We start from the raw sequence: 12,386 nt of genomic DNA on the forward strand, positions 1-12,386 counted from the left end.
GCTGTCTGTTCGCGTTCGCTAGACGCGGTGGCCGCGCTTGAGTCCGGCGACCAGGCCGACGCCCACGATGGCGAGCACGACCTGCATCACCAGCTCGATCCAGTCGATGCCGGGGGTCGTCTCCACGCCCAGCACCTGCGCGAGCAGCGTGCCCACGAGGGCGGCCACGATGCCGACGACGACGGTGAGGATCCACCCGATGGCCTGCCTACCGGGAAGCAGCAGGCGACCGATTGCGCCAATCACGGCACCAATCACGATGGCGCCAAGGATGGACTGGATTGTCATGGTTCGAAACCTCCCCGTGAGGTGACCCATTCACGCTCACGGGAATGTCGCTACCCGATCTCCGGCGATTATGCGCTGATTTTGATTTGCGCAGGTCATGTGGTCGTACTGCCGCGAGAACGTCCTCCGCGACCGCCCCTGATGCCCATCCGGGTGACGAGCAGCACGCCTATGACGGCCAGAACGATCTGGATGATGTGCTCGATCCAGTTGATGCCTTTCGTGTTGGCCACGCCGAGCGCTGACGCGATCGCTGTGCCGATCAAGGCCGCGACGATGCCGACGATGAGGGTCAGCCCGATGGACATGTTCTGCCGGCCCGGGACCAGCAGGCGGCCGAGTGCACCGACGATGGCGCCGATGATCACGGCGGAGACAATCGCGCCGATCATGTGTAGCTCCCCCCGAAGACGTTCACATGTCTCGGGAAGACGTACCCCTGAACAGGACAAACAACCCAATGTACGAAGAAGGCGGCGGTCCGTACCGCGCCAGTGACGAACCGCCGCCTCCGATTCAGGCGGGCTGGCTGACGACCCGCCGGGACACCCTCACGCATCCCACATGAGAGACGCCCGGCTAGCCGGAGAGGTTCACCACCAGCGCGGTCGCGACGGCGGCGATGCCCTCACCACGGCCGGTCAGCCCGAGCCCGTCGGTGGTGGTGGCGGAGACGCTCACGGGCGCGCCCGCGGCGTTGGTCAGCGCGAGCTCGGCCTCGACGCGGCGCGGCGCGAGCTTCGGCCGGTTGCCGATCACCTGGACGGCGATGTTGCCGATCTCGTAGCCCGCGGCGCGCACCTGGCGGGCGGTCTCCTCCAGCAGGACGACGCCCGTGGCGCCCGCCCAGCGCGGGTCGGCGGTGCCGAACAGGCGGCCGAGGTCGCCGAGGCCGGCCGCGGACAGCAGCGCGTCGCAGGCCGCGTGGGCGGCGGCGTCGCCGTCGGAGTGGCCCTCAAGCCCGAGCTCCCCCGGCCAGCGCAGCCCGGCGAGGCTCAGCTCGCGCCCTGAGTCCTTGGAAGCGAACGGGTGGACGTCGACACCGACGCCCACCCGTGGAAGATTCGTGTTCAGCTGTTGAGAACCTCGTCGAGAAGGGCCTCGGCCTTGTCCTCATTGGTCTTCTCGGCGAGCGCCAGCTCACTGACCAGGATCTGGCGCGCCTTGGCGAGCATGCGCTTCTCGCCCGCGGACAGACCGCGCTCGCGGTCCCTCCGCCACAGGTCCCGAACGACTTCGGCGACCTTGTTCACATCTCCGGACGCGAGCTTCTCCAGATTGGCCTTGTATCGACGAGACCAGTTGGTCGGCTCTTCCGTGTGCGGCATGCGAAGGACATCGAAAACCCGCTCAAGGCCTTCCTGGCCGACGACATCGCGCACACCGACAAGTTCTGCGTTTTCGGCTGGCACCTGGACGGTAAGGTCGCCCTTGTCGACCTTGAGCACCAGGTAGGTCTTTTCCTCACCCTTGATGGATCGCGTCGTGATTGCTTCGATCCGAGCAGCCCCATGGTGGGGGTAGACGACAGTGTCGCCGACCTGGAAAGTCATGTGACAAGTACCCCTTCCGCTGTACTCCAGGGTACCACGCATCCACAGCCTCCCGGAACAGTGAAATCCTCATAACTGCAGGTCAAAGCCGCATATTGGGGCTTGACATGCGCTCAACTCTATGCCTGACATTTCCGGACATAGCGAATGACCTGCGGGGGCGCGGATATGACCATGGATTCGGATCGATATGGTTGGCGCTGCACTCACGCGCCGTTGATACATGCGCGAGAGCCCCCGACACGCATGCGCAAGACCCAAGGAGTACCCGCTCGTGACCAGCCGTCGCTGGATTGTCGCCGCCGCAGCGTTCTTGGCTGCCCCCGTGCTCGCCGGCTGCGGCGCGGGATTCGACGCCACCACCGCCAAGCCGTACGCCCCTAACGAAGCTCAGGTTCTGATCGAGAACGGCGCTTACGGTTCGCGTGGCATCAACATCCCGCAGGCGTTCATCCTCGGCCCCGACTCCGGAGCCCAGCTCCCGTGGCGCGGCTCCGCCCCGATCTACCTCAACATCCTCAACACCGCGGCCACCCCCGACACCCTGCAGGCGGTCTCGGCCGGGAACATGGGCAGCGTCAAGATCGCCAGCCCGATCCAGATCCCGAGCAACCAGCTCGTCAACACCGGCAAGCCCAGCCCTCAGCTCATGCTCGAGAGCATCTCCAAGAGCCTCAGGGGCGGCGAGACCATCAAGCTGGACCTCCAGTTCGCCAACGCCGGCACCGTGTCCCTCAACGTGCCTGTGGTCACGCGCAGCCGCGAGTTCGCCGAATACCCCCCGGCCCCCGGCGCGACCCCCGCCCCCACGCCCACTCCCTCCGCCTCGGCCCCCGCCGAGGAGGAGTCGCACTAGCGACAGCCCCGAGACAGCGGAAAACCCCTTGTCCCGGTACGCGTCACGTACCGGAACAAGGGGTTTTTCAGTCGTCCACCACGTCGAACTTGTAGCCGAGGCCGCGCACGGTGAGGATGCACCGCGGGTTGGACGGATCGGCCTCGATCTTCGCGCGCAGGCGCTTGACGTGCACGTCGAGCGTCTTGGTGTCGCCCACGTAGTCGGCGCCCCAGACGCGGTCGATGAGCTGGCCGCGGGTGAGCACCCGGCCGGCGTTGCGCAGCAGCACCTCCAGCAGCTCGAACTCCTTCAGCGGCAGCTGCACCTGCTCGCCGCGCACCGCCACCACGTGCCGGTCGACGTCCATGCGCACCGGACCGACGGCGAGCACGGCGCTCTCCAGCTCCTCCACGACGTCGCCCTGGCGGCGCAGCACCGCCCGGATGCGGGCGACCAGCTCGCGCGAGGAGAACGGCTTGGTGACATAGTCGTCGGCGCCGAGCTCCAGGCCGACGACCTTGTCGATCTCGCTGTCCTTGGCGGTCAGCATGATCACCGGCACCTTGGAGCGCTGCCGCAGCGACCGGCACACCTCCGTGCCGGGCAGGCCGGGCAGCATGAGGTCGAGCAGCACCAGGTCGGCGCCGTTGCGGTCGAACGTGTCGAGCGCCTCCGGTCCGGTGGCCGCGACCGACACCTCGAACCCCTCCTTGCGCAACATGTAGGACAGGGCGTCGGAGAACGACTCCTCGTCCTCGACGACGAGCACCCGGGTCACGACGCCTCCTTAGGGGTGCTGTGTCCGATGGTTCGTGGGCTCCGCTCAGTCACGGGCTGCCTCCAGAGGGGTTGCGGGTGGTACTGCCACCGCCGTGCCGCCGAAGGCCGGCAGGCGGAGGGTGAAGGTGGAGCCGGACCCTTCCTTGCTCCAGACGGACACCTCGCCGGCGTGCGCGACGGCGACGTGCTTGACGATGGCGAGGCCGAGACCGGTGCCGCCGGTGGCTCGGGACCGCGCCGCGTCGACCCGGAAGAAGCGCTCGAAGATGCGCTCCAGCGCCTCCTCCGGGATGCCGATGCCCTGGTCGCTGACGCTGATCTCGACCGAGTCACCGGCCGGTCTGACGCTGACGACGACCCGGGTGTGCTCGGGGCTGTAGGCGACGGCGTTGTCGATGAGGTTGCGCAGGGCGGTGACGAGCAGCTCGTCGTCGCCCCAGACGCGCAGGCCCTCGGTGCCGCCGGTGACGATCGCGATGTCCTTCGCCCCGGCCTTGGTGTTGCAGTGGTCGATGGCGTCCTGGACGGCCTCGTCGATCGCGACCTGCTCGGGGATGGGGATGGGCTCGGCGCCCTGGATCCTGCTCAGCGTGATGAGGTCCTGGACCAGGTAGTTGAGCCTGGCCGCCTCGTGCTGCATGCGGTTGGCGAAGCGGGTGACGGCCTCGGGGTCGTCGGCGGCGTCCTGGATGGTCTCGGCCAGCAGGCTGAGCGCGCCGACGGGGGTCTTCAGCTCGTGGCTGACGTTGGCGACGAAGTCGCGGCGCACGGCCTCGACGCGGCGCCGCTCGGTCTGGTCCTCCGCCAGCACCAGCACCTGGCCGTAGGAGCCGAGCGGCGCGACGCGGACGGCGAAGTTTGTGGTCTCCTGGCCGAACTTGTGCCCGGCGACGTCGATCTCGCTCTCGCGGATCTCGCCGTCGCGGCGTACCTGGCGGGCCAGGGCGAGCAGTTCGGCGGCCATCAGCCGGTCCCCCCTGACCAGCCCGAACGCCCGCGCCGCCGAGCTGGCGCGCAGCACCCGGTCGTGCGCGTCGAGCACCACGGCGGAGGAGGGCAGCACGGCGAGCACGGAGGCCACGCCCTGCGGCAGCGCCGTCCCCGGCGTCGCCCCCTCGTCGGCGGCGGCGCGGCTCGGCGCCTCGATCTGGTTGCGGTAGAACAGGACCGCCAGGGCTCCCACGACGAACCCGGCCAGGGCCGCGAAGCTCATGGCCATCTCACTCATGTCTTCGATGGTAGGTGGCCCGCTTCGGGCTACATGCCCTCTCATCAGGGGATGAACGTCCCTTTCGTGGAAAGTTCATCTCGCGGTCGAAGTTCGTTCATCATGCGCCTCGTACGGTGACGACATGCGCGACGCCTACCATGAAGAACTCGAAGGACTGACCGACAAACTGGTCGAGATGACCAGGCTGGTCCGGTCCGCCATCTCCCGTGCCACCACCGCCCTCCTCGACTCGGACCTGGCGATCGCCGAGAGCGTCATCTCGCGCGACGAGGAGGTCAACGCGATCTTCGCCGAGATCGAGACCACCATCTTCGACCTGATGGCCAGGCAGCAGCCGGTGGCGGTGGACCTGCGGCTGGTCATCACCGCGCTGCGCATGGGCACCGACCTGGAGCGGATGGGCGACCTCGCGGTCCACGTCGCCAAGGTCGCCCGGCTGCGCCACCCCGACTCGGCGATCCCGGCGCAGATGCGCTCCACGATCGTGGAGATGGGCCAGATCGCCGAGGCCCTCGTCACCAAGGCCGGCAGCTGCGTCGCCTCGCGCGACGTGGAGTCGGCGCTGGAGCTGCCGCAGGACGACGACGCGATGGACCGGCTGCACCGCCGGCTGTTCCGGATGCTGCTCAGCAAGGACTGGCCGCACGGGGTGGAGTCGGCGATCGACGTCACGCTCATCGGCCGCTACTACGAGCGTTACGCCGACCACGCCGTACGGGTCGCGCAGGACGTCGTCTACCTCGTCACCGGCAGCCGCCCGAGCTGAAACCACGTCGTAGGCTGGGGCCCGTCGGGCGTCGGAAGGGGCGGGCCTCATGGAGCGCGGTCGCTGCTACGCGTGCAGGCGGGAGTTCGACTACGACCCCGCGGAGGTGACGACGTTCCTGGTGGACCGGGCGACCGGGCTGCCGCCGGGCATCACCGTCGCGGGCACGCTGCGGCCGGCGACGCCGGAGGCGCTGGCCCGCTCGGCGGACCAGCCGGTCTGCCCGGACTGCGTGGACAAGGCCGAACGGGGTCTCCCGTTCGGCCCTACCACAGGCGGGTGAAGCCTCAGCGGCCCTGGTTGGCCACGGCCTCGATGGCGGCCTTGGCGGCCTCGGGGTCGAGGTATTCGCCGCCCTTGACGAGCGGGCGGAAGTCGGCGTCGAGCTCGTAGCGCAGCGGGATGCCGGTCGGGATGTTGAGCCCGGCGATGGCCTCGTCGCTGACGCCGTCGAGGTGCTTGACCAGGGCCCGCAGCGAGTTGCCGTGGGCGGCCACCAGCACCGTGCGGCCGGCCGAGAGGTCGGGGACGATCTCGTCGTACCAGTAGGGGAGCATGCGCTCCACGACGTCCTTCAGGCACTCCGTGCGGGGCATGAGCTCCGGCGGGAGCAGCGCGTAGCGGCGGTCGCCGGCCTGGGAGAACTCGTCGTCGTCGGCGATCGGGGGCGGCGGCACGTCGTAGGAGCGGCGCCAGAGCATGAACTGCTCGTCGCCGAACTCCTCGCGCGTCTGCGCCTTGTTCTTGCCCTGGAGAGCGCCGTAGTGGCGCTCGTTGAGCCGCCAGCTCCGCTTGACCGGCAGCCAGGCCAGGTCGGCCTCGGCCAGCGCGAGCTGGGCCGTCTGGATGGCCCGGCTGAGCAGGCTGGTGTGGACGATGTCCGGGCGCAGCCCGGCCTCCACCAGGAGCTTGCCGCCCCGGCGGGCCTCTTCCTCGCCCTTGGCGGACAGGCTCACGTCCACCCAGCCGGTGAACAGGCCCTTCGCGTTCCAGTCACTCTCGCCATGCCGTAGCAGCACCAAAGTCGCCATGGCCCCAATCCTAGGGGTGGCCGGTCCGCGCGGGCTTTCAGCGGTCGGGGTCGGCGAAGCGGGCGAACGCCTGGAGGTTCGCCAGCGACTCGCCGCGCTTGGCCCGCCAGGCCCACTCGCGCCGGATCGAGGAGGCGAAGCCCAGCTCAAGGGCCCGGTCGAACCAGTCGTCGGCGTAGGTGAGCACGCAGCCGAGCAGCCGGTCGATCTCGTCGGCGTCCACGGCGGCCAGCGGGACGCGGCCCACGAGGTAGACGTCGCCGACGGGGTCGAGGGAGAAGTGCACGCCGTACATGGAGCCGTTCTTCTCCAGCAGCCAGCGCTGGAACTCCTCGTGGTTCTCGTCCGGCCTGCGGCAGAAGAACGCCTCGACGTGCAGCACCCGCTCGCCCACGATGAGCCAGGTCATGGTGGCGAGCTTGTGCTGTCCGGGGAGCTTGACGAGGAACGCCCCCGGCCTCGGCTCGTCGTAGGTGACCTCCGAGGCCTTCAGCGCGGCTTCTACGATCTCTCGCATGGTTACGCAGGCTACAGATTGATCGCCACGGGCGTCTTGTGCAGGTGGGCGACCGCGGCCGCGTAGACCTCCACCAGCCGGGACGCCGTGGCCTGCCAGCCGAAGGCGGCGGCGTGCGCGCGGGCGCCGTCGGCGAGCCGGTCGCGCCAGGCGGGCTCGGTGACGAAGCGGCTCAGCGCCCGCGCCCACTCGGCCGGGTCGTGGGTGTCGAGGAGCAGGCCGGAGACGCCGTCCCTGACGGCGGTGCGCAGCCCGCCGACGGCCGCGGCGGCGACCGGCGTGCCGCACGCCTGCGACTCCAGGGCGACGAGGCCGAAGGACTCGCTGTACGACGGCACGACCGTGACCGTGGCCGCCCGGTACCAGTCGGCGAGCTCCTGCTGCGGCACGGCGGGCACGAGCCTGACGACGTCGAGGATGCCCCGCTCGACGGCCAGCTCGGCGAGGATCGACGGGCGGGCGAGTCCGTTGCCTGACGGGCCGCCGACGCAGGCCACGACGAGCCGCCCGCGCAGCGACGGATCCTCGATGAGCAGCCGGGACGCGGCCCGCAGCAGCACGTCGGGCGCCTTGAGCGGCTGGATGCGGCCGACGAACAGCAGCACGTGCGCGCCCAGCGGCAGGCCCAGGCGGTGCCGGGCGGCGGCCTGCGAGGCGGGCCTGAAGACGTTGAGGTTGACGCCGGGGTTGACGACGGCGACGCGCTGCTCGGGGGCGCCGTACAGGTCGATGAGCTCGCGGGCCTCGTCGCCGGTGTTGGCGACCAGGCGGTCGGCGATCTGCACGACCTGCTCCTCGCCGACCACGCGGGCCTGCGGCTCGGGCTTGTCGCCGGCGGCGAGCAGGAGGTTCTTGACCTTGGCCATGGTGTGCATGGTGTGGACGAGGGGGACGCCCCAGCGCTCCTTGGCCAGCCAGCCGACCTGGCCGGAGAGCCAGTAGTGGGAGTGGATGACGTCGTAGCGGCCGGGGTCGTACATGGCCTCGATGCGCAGCACCTCGGACAGGAACGCGCACAGCTGGGCGGGCAGGTCGGCGCGGTCCATCTCCTCGTACGGGCCGGCGGTGACGTGCCGGACGAGGACGCCGGGGGCGAGCTCGGCCACGGGGGGCAGGTCGCGGGCGGTGGCGCGGGTGAAGATCTCCACCTCCACGCCGAGCTCGGCGAGCCGCTTGGCGGACTCCACGATGTACACGTTCATGCCGCCGGCGTCGCCCGTACCGGGCTGGTGCAGCGGCGACGTGTGCATGCTGATGGTCGCGACCCGGCTGACCCGTCGTCGCCTCACTCGACATCACCTCCCTGCTGCTAACCATCCAGATTTTTACGACATTCCCGACATGTGACCACACCGGGGGCACGTCAGACGCGCCGGCCCCGCGCTGGCAGGATGTGGGGCATGCGGAAGACGGCTGTGGTGACCGGGGCGAGCAGCGGGATCGGCGAGGCGACGGCGCGCCGGCTCGCCGCCGAGGGGTACGACGTGGTGGCCGGCGCGCGCCGGCGCGACCGGCTCGACAAGCTGGCCGCCGAGGTGCCCGGCATCCGGGCGGTGACGCTCGACGTGACCTCCGACGAGTCGGTGGCCACGCTCGCGGCCTCGCTGGAGCGCTGCGACGTGCTGGTCAACAACGCGGGCGGCGCGCTCGGCCTGGAGTCCGTGGCCGAGGGGCGGCTCGACGACTGGCAGCGCATGTACGACGTCAACGTGCTCGGCTCCCTGCGCATGACGCAGGCGCTGACCCCCAAGCTGATCGACTCCGGCGACGGCGTGCTGGTGATGCTGACCTCGACCGCCGGCCTGGTGTCGTACGAGGGCGGCGGCGGCTACTGCGCGGCCAAGCACGCCCAGACCTCGATGGCCGAGACCCTGCGCCTGGAGCTGGTCGGTCAGCCGGTGCGCGTGGTGGAGATCGCGCCGGGCATGGTGCGGAGCGAGGGCTTCGCGGTCACCAGGTTCCGCGGCGACCAGGAGGCCGCCGACCGCGTCTACGAAGGCGTCCCCGACCCGCTGAGCAGCGACGACGTCGCCGACGCCATCGCCTGGTGCGTCACCAGGCCGGCCCACGTCAACATCGACCGCCTGGTCATCAGGCCGCGCGCCCAGGCGGCCCAGCACAAGGTGCACCGCGTCCGATGAACAGGGTCCGATGAGCAGGGTGCAGTGAGCAGGGTCCGATGAGCAGGCCCGTCGGGGCCGTCACCAGGGGCACGACGGGCCACAACCGGCTGCGCCGCAGCGACCGCTGGGTGGTCGCGGTCCACGGGCGGCGGCTGCGGGCGGCCGAGCGGCCCCTGGTGGTCGACCTGGGCTACGGGGCCTCGCACACCACGACGCTGGAGCTGTTCACCCGGCTGCGCCGGGTCGCGCCCCGGGTCGAGGTGGTGGGCATCGAGATCGACCCGGCGCGGGTGGCGCTGGCGAAGCCGTACGAGCGGGAGGGCCTGAGCTTCCGGCTCGGCGGCTTCGAGCTGCCCGTGGACCGGCCGCCGGCGCTGGTCCGGGCGTTCAACGTGCTGCGCCAGTACCCCGAGGCGGACGCTTGGCACTACTGGGAGGTGCTGTGCGGCAAGCTCGCCCCGGACGGCGCGCTGGTCGAGGGCACCTGCTCGGAGAACGGGCGGCGGGCGGTCTGGGTGGGCCTGTCGCCCGAGGGGCCGGGCACGCTGACGTTCTCGGCCAGGTTCGACGCCTTCGAGCGGCCCTCCGACCTCGCCGACCGGCTGCCGAAGACGCTCATCCACCGGAACGTGCCGGGTGAGCGGATCCATGCGTTCCTGCGCGATTTCGACCACGCCTGGGCGGTGAGCGCCCCCTATGGGGCGCACGGGGCGCGGCAGCGCTGGCTGGCCGCCGTACGCCTCCTCATGGGCTCCTGGCCGGTGTGCGACCGGCCGCCGCTCGGCGGGTGGCGGCGGTGGCGGCTCGGCGAGCTGACGCTGCCGTGGGCCGCCATCGACCCCCGGTCCGTGCCCTAACCGAGCCGGGCCTCGAAGACCTCGTACGCCGCCGAGTCGAACAGCACGAACCTCACCTCCGTCACCGACGTCTCCGCCGCCCGCACGGCCGCCAGGGCGATGCGGGCGGCGTCGTCCATCGGCCAGCCGTAGATGCCGGTGGAGATGGCGGGGAAGGCCACCGTGGCGGCCTCCAACTCGTCGGCCACCCGCAGCGACTCGCGGTAGCAGGAGGCCAGCAGGTGCGAGCGGTCCTCCGCGGCCGAGTGGACGGGCCCGACGGTGTGGATCACCCAGCGGGCGGGCAGCAGGCCCGCGGTCGTGGCCACCGCCTGGCCGGTCGGCAGGCCGCGCCCGTACCGGCCGGCGCGCAGCTCCCGGCAGGCCCGCAGGATGTCGGGGCCGCCACGCCGGTGGATGGCGCCGTCCACGCCGCCGCCGCCCATGAGGGAGGAGTTGGCGGCGTTGACGACGGCGTCCACCTGCTGCGCGGTGATGTCGCCCTGGACCAGCGTGATGTTCATGTCCGCCTCTTCCCCCGGCAAGAATCGGGTCTGTGACATCCGGCACCCGAATGCCAGCTCGACGCCTTGTAGAGCTACCCTGAAGGACGTGAAGGGTCTTGGCGAGCTTGAGCGCAGCATCATGGACATCCTGTGGGCGGAGGACGGCGCACTGACCGCCCGCGAGGTCGGCAGGCTCATCGCCGACCGTGACCTCGCGCCGACCACGGTGATGACCGTGCTCGACCGTCTCACCCGCAAAGGGTTCCTGCAGCGCACCCGCGACGGCCGGGCCTGGAGATATCAGCCGGCCGAAAGCCGCGACGCCTACGTCGCCGAGCTTATGCTGGAAGCCTTGGGCATGACGGGCGACCGGTCGGCCGCCCTCACCCGCTTCGCCCAGGCCGTCTCAGGCCCCGAGGCGGACATCCTGCGCAGAGCCCTCACGGAGCTGGAGGAAGAGTGATCACGGCAGCGGCGCTGGCGGTGCTCGCTGCGGCGTGCGCTGTCGGCTCCTGGCGTTTCACCAGAGCCGACTGGACTCCGCGCGCGCCGCGGCTGGCCATCTTCCTCTGGCAGTCCCTGGGCGTGGCCTGGGGGCTCGCGACGACCGGCGCGATGCTGGCGTACGCGGTCCAGCCCTACGACCTCGGCGTGCTGCCGGGGCTCATCGCGTTCGCGCGGGGGGAGACTCCGGCCACCCCGTGGGACGCGCTGCACGTGCTCGCCATGATCGCGGGCGTCACCGCGCTGGCCGTCCTCGTCGCGGTGCTGCTCACCGCCGGGGTCCAGGCGCTGCGGGCGCGTCACCGGCACCGCACGCTGCTCGCGCTCATCGCCCACGACGACCCGGCGATCCCCGGCGTGCGGGTGCTCGACCACCCCGGCGCGGCCGCCTACTGCGTCCCCGGGCTGCGCTCGCAGGTCGTGGTCAGCGAGGGCGCGCGCAGGCTTCTGTCGCAGGACGAGCTCGCGGCCGTGCTGGCGCACGAGGCGGCGCACGTACGCGAGCGTCACGACCTGGTGCTGCTCCCCTTCGCGGCGCTGCGCAGGGCGCTGCCGTGGTCGAAGGTCGTGGCCGACGCGCAGGCGCAGGTCGAGCTGCTCATCGAGATGGCCGCCGACGACCGGGCCCGGCGCTACTGCTCGCCGCGGCGGCTCGCCACGGCGCTGCTCAGGTTCGGCTCGGCGGGGGCCATGCCGACGCCCCACGGCATGCTCGGCGTGCACGCCCACAACGTCATGGCGCGGGTGAACCGCCTGGTCAAGCCCGGTCCCGAGCTCGCGGCGACGGTGCGTTACGGTTATCTCACGCTCGCTGTGACATTGCTCACCGCCGCTCCCACCCTGTGGGTCTACCAGCTCTGATGCTTGCTGGTGTTAACTTCCGCGTTTGCAATTGCAAGCAGCGGGAGGCAGACTATGGGTATGGCACTACCCAAGGTCGGTTCGATCGGTGAATACATCCGCGAGCAGCGGCAGCAGGCGAAGATCTCCCTGCGCCAGCTCGCGGCGGCTGCCGGGGTCTCCAACCCCTACCTCAGCCAGATCGAACGGGGGCTGCGCAAGCCGAGCGCGGAGATCCTCAACCAGATCGCCAAAGGTCTGCGGATCTCCTCACAGGCGCTCTACGTGCAAGCCGGCCTGATCGAGGACCGGGAGCCGCCGAGCGACGTGATCACGGCGATCCGGGCCGATCCGCGTCTCACCGAGCGGCAACGCCAGGTGCTGATCGACATCTACGAGTCGTTCCGCAAGGAGAACCCGGAGGAGGGCGAGCAGACCTCCCAGAACGCTCGCCCCCACTCCGGATCCGAGCAGGACGACGAGCCGCTGCCCGAGGAGTTTCTCGCCGCGCTTGAGCCCTACGCGGCGACCTCACGCAACGGCAACGTCAACCAGGAAACCAAGGAAGGTTAA

18 protein-coding genes are annotated in these 12,386 nt (G+C 70.6%); 8 read left to right on the forward strand and 10 right to left on the reverse strand.

What is annotated here, in order from left to right:
• Positions 1 to 18 precede the first annotated feature (18 nt).
• From ABD292_RS42560 to ABD292_RS42575, 4 genes are all read right to left on the reverse strand, one after another.
• Positions 19 to 288: a GlsB/YeaQ/YmgE family stress response membrane protein gene (locus ABD292_RS42560; protein WP_026214636.1), complete on the reverse strand. Its 270-nt coding sequence runs from the start codon at positions 286 to 288 to the stop codon at positions 19 to 21.
• Positions 289 to 383: 95 nt separating this feature from the next.
• The gene (locus tag ABD292_RS42565) at positions 384 to 680 is read right to left on the reverse strand and encodes a GlsB/YeaQ/YmgE family stress response membrane protein (protein WP_344217927.1); all 297 of its coding nucleotides are present in this window, start codon (positions 678 to 680) and stop codon (positions 384 to 386) included.
• Positions 681 to 867: 187 nt separating this feature from the next.
• Positions 868 to 1,341 (reverse strand): 2-C-methyl-D-erythritol 2,4-cyclodiphosphate synthase, encoded by a 474-nt coding sequence (gene ispF, locus ABD292_RS42570; RefSeq protein ID WP_344217929.1) that lies wholly within the window; start codon positions 1,339 to 1,341, stop codon positions 868 to 870.
• Between the two features lie 17 nt (positions 1,342 to 1,358).
• A complete protein-coding gene (locus ABD292_RS42575; protein WP_020544658.1) occupies positions 1,359 to 1,841 on the reverse strand; it encodes a CarD family transcriptional regulator in 483 nt (160 codons plus the stop codon).
• Positions 1,842 to 2,115: 274 nt separating this feature from the next.
• Between ABD292_RS42575 and ABD292_RS42580 the strand changes: the two genes are divergently transcribed.
• Entirely contained in the window at positions 2,116 to 2,697 is a 582-nt protein-coding gene (locus ABD292_RS42580) for a copper chaperone PCu(A)C domain-containing protein (RefSeq protein WP_344217931.1), read from the forward strand.
• Positions 2,698 to 2,764: 67 nt separating this feature from the next.
• Here ABD292_RS42580 and ABD292_RS42585 read toward each other — a convergent pair whose 3' ends face one another.
• Both ABD292_RS42585 and ABD292_RS42590 read right to left on the reverse strand, forming a co-directional pair.
• Complete coding sequence (locus ABD292_RS42585; RefSeq protein ID WP_242377497.1) at positions 2,765 to 3,457, reverse strand: response regulator transcription factor; 693 nt, start codon at positions 3,455 to 3,457, stop codon at positions 2,765 to 2,767.
• A gap of 45 nt (positions 3,458 to 3,502) precedes the next feature.
• Entirely contained in the window at positions 3,503 to 4,678 is a 1,176-nt protein-coding gene (locus tag ABD292_RS42590) for a sensor histidine kinase (RefSeq protein ID WP_344218092.1), read from the reverse strand.
• Between the two features lie 133 nt (positions 4,679 to 4,811).
• On the opposite strand from ABD292_RS42590, the gene phoU reads away from it, so the two are divergent.
• Both phoU and ABD292_RS42600 read left to right on the forward strand, forming a co-directional pair.
• The gene (gene phoU, locus ABD292_RS42595; RefSeq protein ID WP_344217935.1) at positions 4,812 to 5,456 is read left to right on the forward strand and encodes a phosphate signaling complex protein PhoU; all 645 of its coding nucleotides are present in this window, start codon (positions 4,812 to 4,814) and stop codon (positions 5,454 to 5,456) included.
• Between the two features lie 49 nt (positions 5,457 to 5,505).
• Positions 5,506 to 5,739, forward strand: coding sequence for a hypothetical protein (locus ABD292_RS42600; protein WP_344217937.1), 234 nt, complete (start codon positions 5,506 to 5,508; stop codon positions 5,737 to 5,739).
• A 4-nt stretch (positions 5,740 to 5,743) separates the two neighbouring features.
• Here ABD292_RS42600 and ABD292_RS42605 read toward each other — a convergent pair whose 3' ends face one another.
• From ABD292_RS42605 to mshA, 3 genes are read right to left on the reverse strand one after another with little or no spacing between them, the layout of a single operon-like run.
• On the reverse strand, positions 5,744 to 6,487 hold the full coding sequence (locus ABD292_RS42605) for a phosphoglyceromutase (RefSeq protein WP_329585812.1): 744 nt from the start codon (positions 6,485 to 6,487) through the stop codon (positions 5,744 to 5,746).
• A 37-nt stretch (positions 6,488 to 6,524) separates the two neighbouring features.
• Positions 6,525 to 7,004, reverse strand: coding sequence for a type III secretion system chaperone family protein (locus tag ABD292_RS42610; RefSeq protein ID WP_344217940.1), 480 nt, complete (start codon positions 7,002 to 7,004; stop codon positions 6,525 to 6,527).
• A gap of 11 nt (positions 7,005 to 7,015) precedes the next feature.
• Positions 7,016 to 8,293, reverse strand: coding sequence for a D-inositol-3-phosphate glycosyltransferase (gene mshA / locus ABD292_RS42615; RefSeq protein WP_344217942.1), 1,278 nt, complete (start codon positions 8,291 to 8,293; stop codon positions 7,016 to 7,018).
• Between the two features lie 111 nt (positions 8,294 to 8,404).
• On the opposite strand from mshA, the gene ABD292_RS42620 reads away from it, so the two are divergent.
• Positions 8,405 to 9,145, forward strand: a complete 741-nt coding sequence (locus ABD292_RS42620; RefSeq protein WP_344217944.1) for an SDR family NAD(P)-dependent oxidoreductase — start codon at positions 8,405 to 8,407, stop codon at positions 9,143 to 9,145.
• A 38-nt stretch (positions 9,146 to 9,183) separates the two neighbouring features.
• Complete coding sequence (locus tag ABD292_RS42625; protein ID WP_344217946.1) at positions 9,184 to 9,984, forward strand: class I SAM-dependent methyltransferase; 801 nt, start codon at positions 9,184 to 9,186, stop codon at positions 9,982 to 9,984.
• On the opposite strand, the gene ABD292_RS42630 is transcribed toward ABD292_RS42625, so the two are convergent.
• A complete protein-coding gene (locus ABD292_RS42630) occupies positions 9,981 to 10,487 on the reverse strand; it encodes an O-acetyl-ADP-ribose deacetylase (protein ID WP_344217948.1) in 507 nt (168 codons plus the stop codon). The genes ABD292_RS42625 and ABD292_RS42630 overlap by 4 nt on opposite strands.
• Between ABD292_RS42630 and ABD292_RS42635 the strand changes: the two genes are divergently transcribed.
• From ABD292_RS42635 to ABD292_RS42645, 3 genes are read left to right on the forward strand one after another with little or no spacing between them, the layout of a single operon-like run.
• Entirely contained in the window at positions 10,486 to 10,932 is a 447-nt protein-coding gene (locus ABD292_RS42635; protein ID WP_344217950.1) for a BlaI/MecI/CopY family transcriptional regulator, read from the forward strand. The two genes, ABD292_RS42630 and ABD292_RS42635, sit on opposite strands and share 2 nt — an antisense overlap.
• On the forward strand, positions 10,929 to 11,834 hold the full coding sequence (locus tag ABD292_RS42640) for a M56 family metallopeptidase (RefSeq protein WP_344217952.1): 906 nt from the start codon (positions 10,929 to 10,931) through the stop codon (positions 11,832 to 11,834). Before ABD292_RS42635 ends, ABD292_RS42640 begins: the two co-directional genes overlap by 4 nt.
• Before the next feature lie 60 nt (positions 11,835 to 11,894).
• A complete protein-coding gene (locus ABD292_RS42645) occupies positions 11,895 to 12,386 on the forward strand; it encodes a helix-turn-helix domain-containing protein (RefSeq protein ID WP_344217954.1) in 492 nt (163 codons plus the stop codon).

The organism is Nonomuraea bangladeshensis (assembly GCF_039529455.1).
In the GTDB taxonomy this organism is placed as follows: Bacteria; Actinomycetota; Actinomycetes; order Streptosporangiales; family Streptosporangiaceae; genus Nonomuraea; species Nonomuraea bangladeshensis.